The sequence below is a fragment of the Paenibacillus sp. JSM ZJ436 genome (genome assembly GCF_044383795.1).
Classification (GTDB): domain Bacteria; phylum Bacillota; class Bacilli; order Paenibacillales; family Paenibacillaceae; genus Paenibacillus_AQ; species Paenibacillus_AQ algicola.
This window is the reverse complement of sequence record NZ_JBISEO010000012.1, coordinates 84,208-101,888: the sequence shown is the minus strand read 5'-3', so window position 1 is coordinate 101,888 and position 17,681 is coordinate 84,208. Positions and strand designations below refer to the sequence as shown.

The 17,681-nt window shown below is 46.9% G+C and carries 15 protein-coding genes; 7 read left to right on the top strand and 8 right to left on the bottom strand.

Annotated elements, in window-relative coordinates:
- Window positions 1–832 precede the first annotated feature (832 nt).
- On the top strand, window positions 833–1,033 hold the full coding sequence (locus ACH6EH_RS15315) for an IS3 family transposase (RefSeq protein WP_397332959.1): 201 nt from the start codon (window positions 833–835) through the stop codon (window positions 1,031–1,033).
- Between the two features lie 6 nt (window positions 1,034–1,039).
- Window positions 1,040–1,285, top strand: a complete 246-nt coding sequence (locus tag ACH6EH_RS15310) for a DDE-type integrase/transposase/recombinase (RefSeq protein ID WP_397332958.1) — start codon at window positions 1,040–1,042, stop codon at window positions 1,283–1,285.
- A 354-nt stretch (window positions 1,286–1,639) separates the two neighbouring features.
- Here the strand turns inward: ACH6EH_RS15310 and ACH6EH_RS15305 are convergent, their stop codons facing one another.
- The 6 genes from ACH6EH_RS15305 to sigK form a co-directional block, all read right to left on the bottom strand.
- Window positions 1,640–2,119 (bottom strand): HEAT repeat domain-containing protein, encoded by a 480-nt coding sequence (locus ACH6EH_RS15305; protein ID WP_397332955.1) that lies wholly within the window; start codon window positions 2,117–2,119, stop codon window positions 1,640–1,642.
- Between the two features lie 12 nt (window positions 2,120–2,131).
- Complete coding sequence (locus ACH6EH_RS15300) at window positions 2,132–3,199, bottom strand: RHS repeat-associated core domain-containing protein (RefSeq protein WP_397332954.1); 1,068 nt, start codon at window positions 3,197–3,199, stop codon at window positions 2,132–2,134.
- A gap of 209 nt (window positions 3,200–3,408) precedes the next feature.
- Complete coding sequence (locus ACH6EH_RS15295; RefSeq protein ID WP_397332953.1) at window positions 3,409–3,780, bottom strand: hypothetical protein; 372 nt, start codon at window positions 3,778–3,780, stop codon at window positions 3,409–3,411.
- Window positions 3,781–3,794: 14 nt separating this feature from the next.
- Entirely contained in the window at window positions 3,795–8,474 is a 4,680-nt protein-coding gene (locus ACH6EH_RS15290) for an RHS repeat-associated core domain-containing protein (RefSeq protein WP_397332952.1), read from the bottom strand.
- Window positions 8,475–8,556: 82 nt separating this feature from the next.
- The gene (locus ACH6EH_RS15285; protein WP_397332951.1) at window positions 8,557–10,032 is read right to left on the bottom strand and encodes a hypothetical protein; all 1,476 of its coding nucleotides are present in this window, start codon (window positions 10,030–10,032) and stop codon (window positions 8,557–8,559) included.
- 281 nt (window positions 10,033–10,313) lie between these two features.
- Window positions 10,314–11,015, bottom strand: a complete 702-nt coding sequence (gene sigK / locus ACH6EH_RS15280; RefSeq protein WP_138225173.1) for an RNA polymerase sporulation sigma factor SigK — start codon at window positions 11,013–11,015, stop codon at window positions 10,314–10,316.
- A gap of 279 nt (window positions 11,016–11,294) precedes the next feature.
- On the opposite strand from sigK, the gene ACH6EH_RS15275 reads away from it, so the two are divergent.
- Window positions 11,295–11,825, top strand: a complete 531-nt coding sequence (locus tag ACH6EH_RS15275) for a type 1 glutamine amidotransferase domain-containing protein (RefSeq protein ID WP_138225172.1) — start codon at window positions 11,295–11,297, stop codon at window positions 11,823–11,825.
- Window positions 11,826–11,938: 113 nt separating this feature from the next.
- Here ACH6EH_RS15275 and ACH6EH_RS15270 read toward each other — a convergent pair whose 3' ends face one another.
- Window positions 11,939–12,727, bottom strand: a complete 789-nt coding sequence (locus tag ACH6EH_RS15270) for an alpha/beta hydrolase (protein ID WP_138225171.1) — start codon at window positions 12,725–12,727, stop codon at window positions 11,939–11,941.
- Window positions 12,728–13,035: 308 nt separating this feature from the next.
- Between ACH6EH_RS15270 and ACH6EH_RS15265 the strand changes: the two genes are divergently transcribed.
- Entirely contained in the window at window positions 13,036–13,254 is a 219-nt protein-coding gene (locus tag ACH6EH_RS15265; RefSeq protein WP_397332950.1) for a hypothetical protein, read from the top strand.
- 53 nt (window positions 13,255–13,307) lie between these two features.
- On the opposite strand, the gene ACH6EH_RS15260 is transcribed toward ACH6EH_RS15265, so the two are convergent.
- Window positions 13,308–15,011, bottom strand: a complete 1,704-nt coding sequence (locus ACH6EH_RS15260) for a glycoside hydrolase family 13 protein (protein ID WP_397332949.1) — start codon at window positions 15,009–15,011, stop codon at window positions 13,308–13,310.
- Between the two features lie 187 nt (window positions 15,012–15,198).
- Here ACH6EH_RS15260 and kduI point away from each other — a divergent pair, with 187 nt between their 5' ends.
- Genes kduI through kduD form a run of 3 tightly spaced genes read left to right on the top strand, consistent with a single transcriptional unit; the run spans window position 15,199 to window position 17,641 of the window.
- Window positions 15,199–16,032, top strand: a complete 834-nt coding sequence (kduI, locus tag ACH6EH_RS15255; RefSeq protein WP_397332948.1) for a 5-dehydro-4-deoxy-D-glucuronate isomerase — start codon at window positions 15,199–15,201, stop codon at window positions 16,030–16,032.
- 40 nt (window positions 16,033–16,072) lie between these two features.
- A complete protein-coding gene (locus ACH6EH_RS15250) occupies window positions 16,073–16,834 on the top strand; it encodes a DeoR/GlpR family DNA-binding transcription regulator (protein ID WP_397332947.1) in 762 nt (253 codons plus the stop codon).
- Between the two features lie 54 nt (window positions 16,835–16,888).
- Complete coding sequence (gene kduD, locus ACH6EH_RS15245; protein ID WP_397332946.1) at window positions 16,889–17,641, top strand: 2-dehydro-3-deoxy-D-gluconate 5-dehydrogenase KduD; 753 nt, start codon at window positions 16,889–16,891, stop codon at window positions 17,639–17,641.
- The last annotated feature ends 40 nt before the right edge of the window (window positions 17,642–17,681 follow it).

Here is a 17,681-nt window from a genome sequence, read left to right as displayed (position 1 = left end):
GAGGATGTGGCTAAGAAAGCAAATAAGAAAATGACAAAACTCATTCAAACACAACTACAGCAATGGATTGCCGATTTGCCCAGTTATATCAAGGCTTATCTGCCAAATTTAAGCTGCGAAAGTTGAGTTAGTAACTATAATGAAATCTCCTGGTGCATCAAGAATCTCCTCTAAATGCTTCAGTGCTGCCTGATTAATTTGATCTGAGCCACCTTTAACCTTACCCCATTTGCTGTTTTTGATTCAAAACATCATTGCAAAACTCGGCACTTTTCGATTGCCAAATACAATACTGGACTGCAGGGTCGACGGTTGCTCTTGGCTGGAGTGCTACGATAATAATGCAGTCGATAAACACCCTCGTATGAAATAAAATGAACAAGCGAGGGGACGAGTAACAATGAATCGGTACGATAAAGCATTCAAAGAAGAAGCCGTAAGATGAAGTGATGAGATTGGATCAAAGAAAGCCGCCGAGCAGTTAGGCGTATCCTACTATACCTTGCAGGAATGGAGAAAGCGAAGAACCTTGCACGGCGACGGAGCGCATATCGGGAACGGACGTGCTTATGTGTCTGCCGATAAAACTGCACGTGAAGTTGAACTAGAACGAGAAATTGGCGAGCTACGCCGAGCAAATAAAATTCTCAAGGATGCACTCGGTTTTTTCGCAAAAGACCGGAAGCGGTAAAGTCACGTCAGCTCTATGCTTACATCCGTGAACGACGGGATCGATAGACCGTAAAGGAGATGTGCGACGTGCTAGCTGTCAGCGAATCGAGCTACTATCGTAGCTTAAGCCTGGACCCAATCAGGAGCGCAGCAACGCCTTCTGGTCAAGATTAAAGAAATCATCGGAGAACATGAAGACAAAAGCAATTACGGTGTCCAGCGTATTCTGCTGAGGCTGTCACAATTAGGTGTGACGACCAGCTACAGTACCGTCTATCGCATCATGAAGAAGCACGGACTGCTGAAAAAAGTGAAGCGTCATCCAAACGGCATTACACGTGAGGATGCTGCAGCTCAATAGAGCGATCTGATTCAGAGAGACTTCAGATCCTCAGCACTCAACCAAAAGTGGCTATCGGACATCACCGAAGTTCCTTGTTCAGACGGGAAGCTATATCTGTCCGCGGTACTGGATTGCTTTAATGGAGAGATCGTGGGGGTTGCGATGGACGACAATATGCGCAAGAAACTCTGCGTTCAAGCCTTTGAGAATGCCTGTAAAGCAAAAAATGCTCGCGGAATGATGTATCTGAAGATGATCGATTTAATATAGGCCATCGGATAGCGCTCCGTTTTGATCTTGTACAGCTTTTCTTTCTTGAGCGTAGTAAAAAAACTCTCCATTCTTGCGTTATTATAACAACGTCCCGTACCACTCATGCTTTGAATGGCATCACGTTTAGCTAGATGGTCTACTACAACAGGCGGTGGATCTAAATCTCCAATCTAGGAGGTTGGCCGCCAGCTATTTATCGTGAAAGCATGCTGTCACAAGCAGCTTAATAACGGGATTTCTGTATGACTTGATCTAAACAATCCCTTGCTATGTTTAAGGCACACAAGAAAAACCCTGAAGGGGAGCACCTTCAAGGTTAAAATTCTTTCCTTAAATATTTTTATACTCATTTTATTCTAGCAACTCTAATGCTTCTTTAAGGATTTCATTTTCAGTATTCTTAAACGTTGATTCAAGAATACTTTTGCATTGCTCTTTTTGTTTATCTGAAAGCTCGTCTATTACATATTCAAGCAATAAAAAAGCTTGCATACTGACTTCGAGACTTGAAGAACCAATAAAACCTGCAATAGTGAATATATGTGCAGTGTAGTCAAAGTTCTCTAGTGCATACAACAATGTTCCTCTACTTCCTGTAGTCTTAGGATGAATTAATACCCCTATCAAAATATCTACCGCTTTTTCATTACCAATATCAGATAAGGCAATAGCTATTTCATTCCTCAGTATATTATTATCTGTAGCCTTAAGGTTATTTAACAGTACCTCAAGATACGACTCGTCTTTATTCTCACTAATTAATCTGATTATTTCTATAGCCTCATCGATTTTGCCTTCACGAATAAGATCGTCTAATATATGAATCTCCATAACGTCACTCCCCTATTTAACTTTAGGTTTACCCATCTGAATCCAATATTCATAGATTGATTTTATTTCATTTTTATTATCAAAATCATTACCGCCAAATTCTTTTTTACCTGATCTGTGCCACCATCTTACAAACTCTTTATTTTTGTCATAACCATACCAGTTGTCCCTACTTGATTTAGAACCGCCCCTCAGTTGCGTACCCTTTTTCGCCCCTAATAGTGTAGTAATACCTTTCTTAGCTAATGACTTTCCCCACATAAAGCCATCAATAAAGTTTGGAAACCCCTGTTCTATTTGTTCAGACATATAGTTAGATAACAATCTTTGTCTAAGTTCTAATTGAGTATCCCTGTTTAAGTTATAGTAGTAATTATTATCTCCTGCAAGCCAGCGAACATAGGAATAGTCATTTGTATATGTCGTCCAATAATTAAGCTTGACTTGGTAAGAAGGAATTGTAGCTTTGTTCCTAATTGTTCCTGTCATAACCCCATTCCAAAGAACTGGACGACCACTAAACTCTTTGCCCTCACCAAGATAAACTGAACCCTCCAAATTACATGTACCTGCGTGAGCATATTTTCCGTCTGCCGAAACGCAATAGTGTCCCGTTGGATCTATATTTGTCAGCGGAGTATTCTCCACATATACATACGGATTCAAGCTGCTCGGGCGGTTCATGTACCCTTCAAATGTATCCTCCTGGATAAACCGTCCCAATCCCGGATCATACCAGCGGCTTCGCAGATACTGCAGACCCGTGGCTTCATCCCAGTACTCGCCAGAGTAGCGGAACGGGTTCTCTGCCGGATTCTCTGGTCCGTTATTCTCTGACCCGGCTTGCTGCTCGCTTCCTGGAAGCGGATTGCCCCAGATATCATAGGCATATTCACTTACCAGCGTCCCGTCCGCCAGCCTCAGTGCGGTGATGTCGCCGTGTCCATTTTGCAAATAGTAGGCTTTGCCCTCGGCATCTTCCCGGTAAATGAGCTGTGCACCGCGCACATAGCGGGCTTTAAAGGTCACTTGCCCGGCATGGACGCTCTCACAATCAACTCTCAAAATTAACGGTTTCATAACCGATTTTTAACAAGCACCAATCATCATCAGATGCTGGCTCAAAGCCAATTCTAATTTTCGGGATATTGAATTTATGTTTTAATTTAGATGCTAGGCACCGTTACATTTGACAAAGTGTGGGGTCTTTCATTCAGGTCCTACTGTGGAAAACATAAAAAAAAAACCACAAGGCACTAATCATTCGCCTTGTAGTCATTAATATGTCATCACTCAATATTTTTTTTATATTCATATTCTATTTCCACATCTTGAAATTGCGTCTCTTGCTTAAAAACTTCACTCGAATAAAAAGAAACATGAATTTTATTGTTATTACTCCAATCCACTTCGAAATTGCCCTTTGAAATGTAAATGTTACCTTTTTGATTAGTTAAATCTTCCCCTTCTTCAAGAATTGACAACTGATAAGATTCGTCAGTTGTTGCACCGCACGCTCTTATAAAGATTACAGCGCTTTTGCTATTGTCAGGCGAGTCGAGCTTTTCAACAACATCGTTAGTGCATAAATCACTATCACAGGATGTTAATAACATAGAAGATAGAATTGTTATAAATATTAATAATGTTTGTGATTTCATACATTCTCCTTTATCTATTTATGCCATTTTTTATAAATTTCTATACCCTGTAAAATTCTTCTGGTATCCCTTGGATCGTCACCAAAACTAGTGAAGTCTAGTCCATTTATTGAAATAGTTCCAGCATCTATTTGTGCAAACCCAGCGCCAGCAGTCAAAACAAGATCTGGAATATTCATTACCTTCCCAAAGTAGCCATAAGAAATATTCCCTGGAACATCCTTATCAATAACTTCACCAGTATAAATAAAATGAGAATGTTGCCAGCCAGGCTGATTTTTTAAATCCAGTACCGCTTTGTTTCTTACAATATTGTAAAAATCCTCTAGATTTTGAGCGAAATTATTATCAGTCCTTTCAGAGTACATATACTCGTATTGTAGCATTAAACCATTTAGTTTTTTGGTTACATCAATAACAGTATAGTAATCCAGACCCAATGAAGATGTAACTGTGTAACCATTGGGGTTGTTTCTTTCATCATAACGCCCAATGATGTTTCTAATCCTAGTAGCTTTATCACTTAATTCTGCTTTTTTCTTATTACTTGCTTCTTCATACTGAATTTTCATCTTAAGAAGTACAGAATCCGCTGGGTTACAATCGTAAAAGTTCTCATTTGGCAATACCCCACAATGACCTGAAGGATCCACATAAGTCAGCGGATTATTCTCCACATACACATACGGATTCAAGCTGCTCGGGCGGTTCATATATCCTTCAAATGTATCCTCTTGGATAAACCGTCCTAGTCCCGGATCATACCAGCGGCTTCGCAGGTACTGCAGACCCGTGGCTTCATCCCAGTACTCGCCGGAGTAGCGGAATGGGTTCTCTACCTGATTCTCTGTTCCGGCTTGCTGCTCGCTTCCTGGAAGCGGGTTGCCCCAGATATCATAGGCATATTCACTTACCAGCGTCCCGTCCGCCAGCCTCAGTGCGGTGATGTCGCCGTGTCCATTTTGCAAATAGTAGGCTTTGCCCTCGGCATCTTCCCGGTAAATGAGCTGTGCACCGCGCACATAGCGGGCTTTAAAGGTCACCTGCCCGGCATGGACGCTTCCCTCTGCAATGATATTCTCTCCATCGTAGTAGTAACGGGTGGTTGAAGAAACGCCATCCTTCGTCTCTGTCCGCTCGGCCATCAGGCCGTCGCCGTTGTACCGATACGTGACCTCAGCCCCTCCGCGCTGGACGGTGCTCAGCTGCTCGGCATCATCATAGGTGTACTCTACGTTGTCCGTATGCGGCATCTGAATACTGGACTGCAGTGTCAGGCGGTTGCCCTTGGCATCGTAGGTATAGATCTCGCTGCCTTCCGTGCTGGTAAGAATACGGTTCAAAGCATCGTAAGTGAATTGTCCGCTTCGGATCCCTTCGGTTCGATGGACGATATTGCCATTATTATCATACCCGTATTCATAGGTTTCGGTAAATGCGGGTCCCGATTGGGTCAGCGTGCTCAGACGGCCAAATCCATCCCGAAGATAGGTGGTTATCAGCTGTCCGTTAGCCAGCTTGGTCTGGTACAGCTGTGATGATTTTTTATAATTCAGATCTGTAGTGTTCAGGTTATCCCGATAGATATATTCCGCTTCCAGGCTGCCGCCCGTCCGTACCTCTTTGAGCTGGTTGTCCTGGTTGTATATATAGGTGGCAATGACCCCGAACGGATCCTTCATGGTTTTGCGCAGGCCATTCTTATAATAGGAGTACTCCAGCGTCTTTCCGTCCGGATAAGTAACCTTTTGCAAAAGATTGTCTTTCTGGTAAACATACTGCGTCGTTCCGGTTTCATCCGTCATCGATTTACGCAGACCGTTCTTATAATACGTAAAGCTGCCGTTCTTGTCTCCACTGCTCCAGGCTTGAAGACGATTTCGTTCATCAAACTGATTCAGGACCGACTTCGCGTTTCGAGTTGTTCCTCCCGTGATGTTGTGGTTGTCGTCATAGGTATACATCTCCGTGCCCAGCACCGAGTCCTGCTTGGATAATCGGCGGCCCAGTTCATCATAGCTATAGGCTATATTGGAGAGGTCCGGAAACACCTTGGATGTCAGGCTGCCCAGCTTGTTATATTGATATGTGGTCTGAAGCTGCTGCTCATCAACGGATTGGGTCACATTTTGCAGACGGTGCAGTCCGTTTGCAGTAAAGCTTGTTACGCTTCCGTTTCCATCGGTGGTTTGGGCAGCAAACGGATCGCCGTTCACTTCATACGCTGTTCCATGGCTAATGGTACTGCCGGTAATGCCATCCTCCCGCTTCGTTTCTGTTTCCCGTCCAATGGCGTCGGTTGTCGTCGTGATTTTCTCACCGTAGTCTGTGGTGGTAGTTGCTTGTTCCATCATAGCATTATAAGCAAACCCCAGTACTCTTCCTTCGGCTGACGTCTCGGATTTCAGGTCTCCATTGGCATGATATTCATAATAGGTTTTGTGTCCTTCGCCATCCTGGGTGTAATCCAGCTCGCCAAGGTCATTGTAATGATTGGTTTCTATAGGATAGAAGCCGTCTTCTTGCTGAAGCTGAATCTGATACGGCCTGCCTATTGCGTCATAGATCTGCTTCGTCTGACGTCCTTCCTCATCACTATGCTGCATAATCATCATCTGATCAATCGTATCGTACGTATAGCTGTAAGTACTGGAGCTTGAAGCTGCTTCATTCTGTAATCTTGGATGTGTAATTTTAGTCAAACGGCCTACAGGATCATACTCATAGCTTTGACCCGCATCTTCTGGTGCTCCCTTCTGGACGGCATTGCCGTCATAATAACGGGTTACACGGCCGGTTGGGAGATCGTACTCATATCGCTCCTCTATCACTTTATTGGTGCCATTCTGAGTAACGTGCTGCTTAATTTTGGTCGGGTAAGCGTGTTTGACCGCTGCTGCATATTCAATCTCTGTATGCTGAACCTTGCCATCCTCAAGCGCTAAAGATATATCTGTTGCATTTCCATAACTATCGTACTGATACGAAGTCTCCAGCTGCGCAGTTTGTCCATTGTCGTCCTTGTAGGTTCTAGTCTCCATGTTGATCTGTGGATACTGCGAATCCTCTGTATAAGCAACATCGTCCACAGTAATACCTGAAACCAATGTTTTCTGGCTGATGAGGAGCCCAGGATACTGCGTGGAGTACGTATACTGACGGGTATGTCCAGCCGGATCGGCAGAACTCAGTACGTTACCATATGTATCGTACATATAGGTAAAGGTTTTGGCTGCAGTTTGCGGAGGATTCACCGTATAATCCGTATTGGATTCCGTGACAGACAGCGCAAGTTTACTTGCCGGATCATACGTAGTATCGATTTCCTGCTTATATTCGCCGTCCTTCTCCCTAACGGAATGAATAATCTGATGGTCGGCGTTAAGCGTGTAGCTTCCTGCCAGTTTTTCCACGCGTTCAATATGTGTTGGATCGTTAGGATTGCTGATTGAACGCCATCTCACCATAGAACTTTGGACAGATGGGTCGGAAAAGTCCGTGGTATCGGAATAATCATAAGCAATGACATTTTTCTTCTTATCGATGCTCTCCCGCATCTCTTCGTACCGCTCAGCCACACGGAAATATTGCAGTGTTCCACTGCTGCCCATGCGCTTTACAGCAGGCTCTGATGTATATTTGTATACCGAACTGGCACCTGTCGGATATTGGACTTCAACCAAATTATTATAGGTGGTTTTGATTTCCGGTTCGGAGTCTGAAGTATCGTAATCAAAGCGGCCTTCATCTTTGCTGTAACTATAAGCAACCGTTTCCTGATTCTCATTCATGACAGAAGTTAAAGCCCGCTTCTTGTTCGTGTTGGTGATGAGCCGCTTGTTGTACGTATAGGATTTGCCAGGTGCATAAGTAATCACCACGGATTCCGGCGTGTACTCAAACGTAATTTCACGATTTAAAGTGTCAATGATCTTATCAATCTGTGGAAAAGACTGTTGTTCGTTGACTTGTTGATTCGTGTATTGAACCAGAATGACGTTGCCATACACATCCTTCGTTCCAATCCATTGGCCCGTGGCGTTGAAATACACTCCGGTTCCCATCGTATCGCTTAATTTGTATGCAGCCTGCTCACTAACCTCTGTTCCGGAGGTATCCTGGGTGGTCAATAACTCGGAAGATGGACCAAAGGTTACGTCGTGCAGTGGATAACCAACCAGTCCCTCACCTCCATCAGCGATGGGATAGACAGTGCCGTCTCCAAAATGGAGGTAACTCATTGTTTCCCGCTGTTCAATGGATGGGAATGCCCAGGACCATCCGATCCCCAGATTGGATGTTTTCTCATGGTACGTATAGTATTCGTTCTCATTTGAATAAACGACATCACCTGAGCTATTTGTAGATGGTGTGGCGTTTGGCTCCCAAATCATAGAACTACTGTTTTGATAGATTCTTTGTATCGTGAGATCCAGATTATTTCTGCCTGGAAGAGAAAAATCCGTCTCTACTCTCCGGAGAGTACCGGATACCTCAGATATTTGTTCTCCTTCATGTAAACCAGAGTATGGTGTGTTCCCTGCTATTTCATAGATGGAATACGGAATGTCAGATGGTACTGTGACTAATGGCAACTCCTCTTCTGCTGCGTATGCCAGTGGAGTCGAGATAGGAATCAGCAGTAAGCTGATCGTCAGCCATATATTTATAAACTTTAAGATATTTTTGTTCACGGATTGTTCTCCTCATTTCTATGGAATAATGCCTAGTACTCGACTTGAATTGAGATGATGAAACTTGACGTCTACGCCCTGTTTAAGGAACCGGTACAAATTCCCGTTGGATCAAATTACCACTGGAATCATAGGTGAACCGGATTCGGTCGCCGGTTGGAAAGTCAATAAACTGCAGCCTGTTTTGTTCGTCATAGGAATAGGTAAAGAGCATGGCTGTCTGAATCACACTTTGAACGTCCAGCATTCCTTCGGTGTAGTAAATTTGCAGCATCGGTCTTAATGAAGCATCTGCTTCATCTGCAGAGGAGAGAGAAATGAATTCATTCTGTTCTTGTAACTGCAGCTTCAGTCCGTAATTATCAAATTCTCCCGAGAGCCAGCCAGTTAGCAAATCTTTTTCTAATTCAATGCTCTGTAGTCCTGTGTCGGAAAGTGTTTGTTGTCCGTAAGTATTGTCCGCATCACCTTCATAGAGCTGGCTTGCAGCATCTGAATTTAACGCCACTGGCTCTATATTGCGTAGAACGTGCAGTTCGCTTACTGCACTCAAATCCAATACATTGAATGACAGCGATGATTCCAGAATGTTAACTTCTTTCGGCAGCATAGATAAATCAAACTGCATCGAGGTGCTGTGATCGCCTGACTCTTGTGAATACGAGGATAAACTGACTTTACTACTTAGCATAACCGGGTAAACCAGGCCATTTTTATCGTATGAGATTTCCAGAATACTGGAGTCTCTTTCCTGTATTACTTTTTGAGTGACTTGTCTAGTCTGCCCGCTAGCATCCTGCACCCAGGCTTGACCCAGCCTCAATGCTCCAGATTCAAATAGTTCGACATTGTCTTTAAGTTCAAAATTGAATTGAGACGGTGCCTGGTCAGATTTTAAATATAAGGATTGGACAACTCCACTCGGAGTTAAATTTATTTTCACATCTGTATCTGTCCAGACCTGCTTAAATCCTGCTTTTCCTTTACTTAGCAGGCTGTTATCTACATCAGCAGGGATCGTATTTAAGGGGAGAAACGAAATTAGGCCGCCATTATGTCCGAAACTAAATCCTTTTTGAAATGATTTATGTATTTCTATGCTGTACGGAACTGTTTGGGAGGTATATATAAATTCTTGTTCAATTGGTTCGTCGAGAGGTTCTTGTGGAGTAAGTTCTTGGAGTGTTGGTTCTTTATAGACGCTGTCAGACACAGTCGGAAGAATCTTTTCTTCAAAATCGAGTACAATGTCCTGGTAAACTCCTTCCTTGTCTTGATAATGCAAAGGAGTCAGCGATATAACTTCTTTGTAACTACCGTCACTCAAAAGATATCTTTTACTGTAAAGTGTGCGTTTGCTGACCTCTTCTTTTTCAATTTGCGGGGTCTGTAATTCCTCCTTCGCTGGCCTCTTTGCTTCTGAAACCGAGGGTGCTGGCAAAGAAGCGTCAAGCAGGTTAGACTCCGTCTTCGCCAATACTTCATAAGGCAAGCTAGCTGTGCTTGTCACTGCAAGTACTAGAGTTGCTAATAATTTAAGATGCTTTCTTTGTTGCATTTGATCAATCCTCCGTGCTGGTTATTTTGCCCTAACCACACTCTCCAACTTTTCAACTATAAAAAAGGTTCTAAAAGACTAGGAAAAATATGATTATATAAAGGCATAGTGTGTAGTTAACCATTTTGAGAAATTTCAATCAAAAAAATATTAATTTATCATCAGGAATATTGGATCATTTTGCTCACACCGCACATTCTTTCAGTACCACATGAATGCGAAAAAAGCAGAGGTTTCCCTCTGCTTCACGTTGGCACAGCCGACTTAAATTCCATACTCCATCATCGCTTCGCCTTATAAAACTCATGATACAGCTTCATGAGCGCCCGCTTCTCAATCCGCGAAACATAGCTCCGCGAGATCCCCAGCTCCTTCGCAATCTCCCGCTGGGTGCGCTCCTCTCCGCCATGCTCCAATCCAAATCGCCCAATGACCACTTCCTTCTCCCGGTCGTCCAGGATATCGAGGTTGCGGTAAATTTTGCTTTTCTCGATCTTTAACTGCACTTTATCCACGATATCGTCCGCTTCGGTTCCTAGAATATCGATCAACGTGATTTCATTGCCTTCTTTATCTGTGCCGATCGGATCATGCAGGGATACATCCTTACGCGTTTTTTTCAAACTGCGCAAATGCATAAGTATTTCGTTCTCGATACAACGAGCGGCAAATGTTGCAAGCTTCGTTCCCTTGCCCGTTCGGAAGCTTTCGATCGCTTTGATTAGGCCGATGGTGCCGATGGATATCAGGTCTTCCAGGTCTTCGCCGGTGTTGTCAAATTTCTTCACAATATGAGCCACCAACCGAAGGTTGTGCTCAATCAGCTTATTACGCGAAGCTGCGTCACCTTCAGCCATTAGCTGTAGATGCTTCGCTTCCTCTTCTTCGGTCAGGGGCTGGGGAAACGCGTTGTTTTTCACATACGACACTAACAGGCTTAGCTCTTTGATGAACAGTGCAATAGCGGTAAACAGTCCAGGCACAGGGGACACCTCCTGAAGAATACAATGCAACCGGCCTCTTGCCGCGCTCGGTTTCCAGTCTGTTCATTGTATGTGGGCAGGAGCCCAGTCGTGCCTGTACGTGAAAAAGTTCCTATTCTTATGGCACTGCATCACGCCTGCTGAGCCGTGCAGCAACGGTTTTTCCTCAGCGGATGGGCCGCTCTTGCTTGAATCTCCTTCCCAGCGGGTAAAAAAAGCATGTACGCGCCTTTCTTGGTGCACACTGTACAGTATGATTTTAGGAAGGAGTGACCGATCATGACTGAAGCAAAGAAGATTGCATTTTTGCTGGCTAACGATTTTGAAGACTCGGAAATGAAAAACCCATATGAGGCTATGATCAAAAATGGCCACGATAACGTAATTATCAGCTTGAAGGAAAATGAGGAGCTAACAGGCAAGCAGGGCTCGGTATCCTACCAATCCCACCTGGCTGTTAAAGACGCGCAGGCATCCGATTATGCTGCGGTCATTATTCCGGGCGGTAAATCTCCATCCCATCTGATGGACGACAAGGATATTCAAGCCTTTGTTCAGGAGGCGGATCAGAAAGGGCTGACGATCTCGGCCATCTGCCATGGTCCGCAGATCCTGGCGGCGGCCGGCCTGCTGAAAGGCCGTACGCTGACGTCCTATCCCGGCATTCAGGACGAAGTTCGCGAAGCCGGCGGCCAATTCGTGGATCAAGAAGTGGTAACGGACGGTAATTTGATTACGTCCCGTACTCCGGAGGACGAGCCAGCCTTTATTCAAGCTACCCTGGATGCTTTGGGCTCAAACGCTTGGTAAAGTCTGCCACAGTACGTAATATTGTAATCACAAACGCCGGAGGACGAGGTTCATCGTCTATCCGGCGTTTGTGATGTTTCTTCATCCTTACAGGTGAAATTCAGCTCACAAGTCTAAAGAACCTCAATTCTTCGCAGCCACTCCGCACACAAGCCGGTCCACTGTGCAACCTGCGGGTCCTCCTCCGACAGTCCGAGTCCATGACGACCATGAGGAAACACATGGAGCTCAAACGGAATTTGCTGAGCAGAGAGAGCGCTTGCATACATGAGACTATTTTCCACCGGAACAGCAGCGTCATCAGCAGTATGCCACAAAAAGGTTGGAGGTACGTTTGAAGTTACCTGCAGCTCGCCCGACATTTTACGAATCATCTCTTCCGATGGCTGCTCCCCGAGCAGATTGGTGACCGAGCCTTCATGCCGATGCTGTGTGAAGGAGATCACGGGATAGCACAGCACGGCGAAGTCCGGTCGAGCGCTGACGCGGTCAACCGGGTCTTCTGCATCCGGCTGTCCTTCTTCTGCCTGAATACATACGGTAGCAGCCAGATGCCCGCCTGCCGAAAAGCCTAGTACGCCAATCCGGGCCGGATCAATGTTCCATTCTGCAGCGCGGTGCCGGATCTGCTTGACGGCATGCATGCCGTCCATCTGCGGATACGGATATCTGGTCGGCTTCACGCGGTAGTGAACCACAAAAGCAGATAAGCCCAGGCTGTTCAGCCACTCCGCGATGGGGTCCCCCTCATGCTCGGCCCGGCGGAAGTAACCGCCTCCAGGAAACACCACGACAGCAGCATGGGGTGAAGCGGACTCCACGACATGTGGAACAATATATGGCTCGAATGAACCCTCTTCCTCCAGCTCAATCCCCGGAATATTCTTTTCCCACAATTTCATTCTTGATTCCCTTCCTTCTCTCTTGATGTATAGCATGAACGAACAGGCGCTATGGCAAGCCTTTGACATGATCTTCGCTGATTATAGATCATTCGTCAACCCGTAATTGTGCAAAATACAGCGGCTCGGCTGCTCTTGGCACCTCTCCTTGTTCGGTTACTGATTCAGGAATCCCGTTACGGTTTATTCGTTACTTATACCACAAAAAGCACAGCCCCATCTGATATTAGGCATCTCCAAAGCCCACTATACATGCTTGACGTTTCAACGGGCAATCCTAGATAGGCCAAGAAGAAAGGATGAGTGACATGGCTAACAAAAATCCACATTATGACGGCCGCTTTCCTGGAGTAGATCCCATTCCGGAGCCGGACCGCCCTGACCACGGAGCTACAGATATGATTGACGATGTCGTCGGCGGCATTCTCGAGAATAAAGACAAGGAAGAGATGAAGCGAGAGAACAGTCACGGCAATGAAACAGTGGATCGCAGACCGGGATATTTACCGGACGAGGACGAAGCCTAAAGAAGGATGACCGAGATGGTTTAGCCACTCTCGGTCATCCTTTTTCACATGTGCTAGCGGGGCGCGCGAGTCTCCCCCTCAACAATTACAGCCTCAAACGGCTTCAGCTTGTAGAGCCCTCCTTCCTCCACTGCCGGCAGTCCTTCATAATTTCCCAGCACCGCCACAGCTTGACCGGAATCTCTCTTCCACCCTTCAGGCCAACGTGTCGTAACCTCGTGATCTGCAAAGTTCAGCAGCACCAGCCATGTTTTTTCCTTATACGTTCGCGTGTAGCACATGATATGCTCCTCATCTTCCAGCAGCATATTGAAATTTCCGTAGGCCAGCACGGGCTGCTCCTTGCGCAAGGCAATTAGCCGGCGATAGTAGTGGAACAGAGAATCCGGGCGTTTCATGCTCTCCTCACTGTTAATATCTTTGTAATTGTCATTCACCGGGATCCAGGGCGTACCGCTCGTAAACATGGCCTGCGCTTCAGCACTCCACTGCATCGGCGTACGGGCGCTGTCCCGGCTGCGGGCATGAATCATGTCGAGGACCTCTTGCTCCGAAGCCCCCTCCTCCTCCACCATCCTCTTGTAGAAGCCAAGGGTATTCTTATCCCGATAATCCTGAATGGAGGAGAATTTCACATTGGTCATGCCCAGCTCTTCCCCTTGATACATAAAGGGAGTTCCGGGTATAGTATGCAAAAAAGTCGCCAGCATCTTGCCCGACAGCTCCCGCAGCTCCCCATCTGCGCCATAGCGCGGAAGCATCCGCGGGTGATCGTGGTTGCTTAGATACGTGCCATACCACCCTTTTCCAAACACCTCTTTGGACCACCGGTTCACAATATCCTTCAGCTCCTGAAGCCTCCAGCTCCGCACCTTCCACGGGTTTCCGCGCTCCACATCCATGCCGATCATCTCCATCAGCAGCACCATGCTAAGCTCTTTCCGTTCTGGAGCGGAGTAGCACACCGCTTCCTCCATAGAAATGCTCGGTGCCTCACCCACGGTTACGATGTTCTCATATTGAGAGAACACCTCTGTATGCAGCTCCTGCAAATAATCGTGGACCTTTGGTCCATTCTTGAAATAGCGCTGACCTCGCGGATGGGGATCCTCTGCCGGAGCATCGGGAAATCCGGGTTCTTTGGACAAAATATTGATCGCATCCAGCCGGAAACCGTCAATTCCCTTGTCCAGCCAATACCTGATCATTTCATACATCTCATGCCGCATGGGAGCATGCTCCCAGTTCAGATCCGGCTGAGTCACATCGAAAATTCGCAAATAATACTGGCCGGTCTGCTCATCCAGCTTCCATGCCGACTCCTCGGAAAAAGACATCCAGTTGTTCGGCTCTGCCCCGGCCACTCCATCTTTCCAGATGTAATAGCTGCGGCGCGGATGCTCCCGGCTGGAAGAGGCCTGCTGAAACCAGGCATGCTGATCCGAGGTATGATTTATAACGAGGTCCATGAACAGCTTCATCCCCCGGGCATGCACCTCTCGCAGCAGCTCCTCGAAATCCTCCATTGTGCCAAACGGCTCATTGATTTCATAATAATCACTGACGTCGTAGCCGTAATCCTCCATCGGCGACTTGCATACAGGGCCCAGCCACAGCATCGTAACGCCGAGACCCTGTAAATAATCCAGCTTTTCCAAAATACCGCGCAGATCGCCGCGCCCATCCCCGTCCGAATCCTTGAAGCTGATGGGATAAATCTGATAGACCACTCCTTCTTTCCAAAAAGCCCGCTCCATCAAAGACGCACCTCCGAATAGATTGTGTTATCTATCCTTAACCATTTCTAATATCACTCAGACGACTCCTATATTTCCACCATACTAGAATATAATTCGGACTTGCAATATGAACTCAAATGGAGTAATTTGTACATATATGAACCTGTTTGTTCATCATTAATTGATCATAAAGGAGAAATGAATCATGGAGAGACGTTTTGCTTCGCACCCGAATGAGGTTAAGCAATTTGATACTGACCGACTGCGCAAGGAGTTTCACATCCCTACCCTGTTTACACCCGATCAGCTGGAGCTTGTGCTGACCCATGAGGATCGCCTGATTATCGGCGGCGCTCACCCTGTACAAGGTGAAGTGAAGCTGGATACAGACATGAAGGAGCTGGGCGTGGAATACTTCCTGGAGCGCCGCGAGATTGGTATTATTAACGTAGGCGGCACCGGTACCGTTACGGCGGACGGAGAAGAATTCACACTGAACCACAAAGAATGCCTGTATATCGGTATGGGCACTAAAGACGTTATTTTTAAGAGCAGCGATGCTTCTAAGCCGGCCAAATTCTATCTGAACTCTGCTCCGGCGCATAAGGCATTCCCGGCAGCCAAGGCTACGCTGGAAGAGGCAGACTCCAGTGCACTGGGTGACATCAAGAACTCGAACGACCGCGTCATCTACCGCTTTATTCACCAGAAGGGCATCGACAGCGCTCAGCTCGTCATGGGCATGACCCTGCTGAAGGAAGGCAATATGTGGAACACAATGCCAGCCCATACTCACCCGCGCCGGATGGAAGCTTACATGTACTTCGACCTTCCAGAGGATGCAGCTGTTATCCATCTGATGGGACAGCCTTCCGAAACCCGTCACATCGTGATGCGCAACGAGCAGGCCGTTATTTCCCCGAGCTGGTCTATCCACAGCGGCGTAGGTACAAGCAACTATACATTTGTATGGGGAATGGCAGGAGACAACAAGCGTTATGACGATATGGACCCTGTATCCATGAAGGAATTAAGATAAGACCCCGGCGCAATTCATTAAGGAAGAGTGGATTATCTACATGAACCCGATTAGACGATATGAAAAAATTATGGAGCTGCTGCTCACCCGCAAGGAAATTACCGTCTCCGAGCTGAGCGATCAGCTGGAGGTTTCCGGGAAAACCGTTCGGGAGGACCTGACCCGTCTGGAAGAACAGGGCCTGCTGCTTCGCGTACATGGCGGAGCGGTCCTGGCCCAGAGCGACCAATTCGGCATCCTCCCGGCCAAAGAGCCGCTGACCAAGCATGGCGATGAAAAGGCAGCCATTGCCGAGATGGCGCTGGCCCGGATTCAACAAGGCGACATTATCGCGCTGGACGGCGGAAGCACTACGCTGGCGATTGCCAAGCGGCTGCCCAATGAGCCGCTGACGGTCGTGACCAATGATGTTTACATTATCAGCGAGCTTGCCGCCAAGGATGCGATCCGCCTGGTCGTCCCCGGAGGCTACCGGGTGCGCAATATGCTGGCAGGCCCGGACTCTGCTGCATATATCAGCCAGCTTAATATCCAGAAGGCTTTCATATCGGCAACAGGTGTTCATCCCGAGCATGGCCTTACGATTTATACCGGCGATTTGATCGATTTCAAGCAAGCGCTGGTCAGTACGGCACAGGAGGTGTACGCGGTGGTGCATCACCAAAAGTTTGGACAGACGGCTCTGCGTACCTTTGCCCGCCTGAACGAAATTACCGCTGTGCTAACCGACCGGGAATTGCCTTCCGACATCGGACAGGTGTATGAGCAGGCTGGAGTCACGATTCTCAAGCCGAACGAATGAATAAGCACGTATTCCTGATTTCTACAGAATTATAACGAAGGAGAGCTGAAGCACGTGAGTGTATTTGATTTGAGCGGCAAAACCGCAATTGTTACCGGAGCAGCCCGCGGATTAGGCCAAGGGATCGCTGTTGCATTGGCAGAAGCGGGAGCAGATGTAGTCTGCGTATCTTACAATAGCAGCGAGAACACAATGAGCAGTATTCGCTCATTAGGAAGAAGCACCTCCGGCATTGAAGTGGACCTCAGCGACCGCGACAAGCTGCAGGGAGCCTTCGATCAGGCGCTGGAGCTGACAGGACATATAGATATTCTTGTGAACAACGCTGGTGTAATCCGCCGGACTCCGGCTAAGGATCACAGCATGCAGGACTTCCTGGATGTCATTGACCTGAACCTGAACTCTGCCTTTTTCCTGTCCCAGATTGCGGGACGCCATATGATTGAACGCGGCAGCGGCAAAATCATCAACATCTGCTCCATGCTCTCTTATCAGGGCGGCATCAATGTTCCTGGCTATACAGCGAGCAAGCATGGCATTGCTGGTATTACCAAGGCATTGGCGAACGAGTGGGCCTCCAGCGGCATCCAGGTTAACGGAATCGCTCCTGGTTATATCGAAACCGATAATACGGAGCAAATCCGCAATGATCCTGACCGTCTGCGCTCCATTACAGATCGCATTCCAGCGGGACGCTGGGGAACTCCGAAGGATATCGGGGCTCCAGCGGTCTTCCTGGCCTCTGCAGCAGCAGATTATGTCAACGGACATGTGCTGTGCGTTGACGGCGGATGGATGGCACGCTAGACGAAATAATGACAAAGAGCAGCCCGGCCCTTGGAACTTT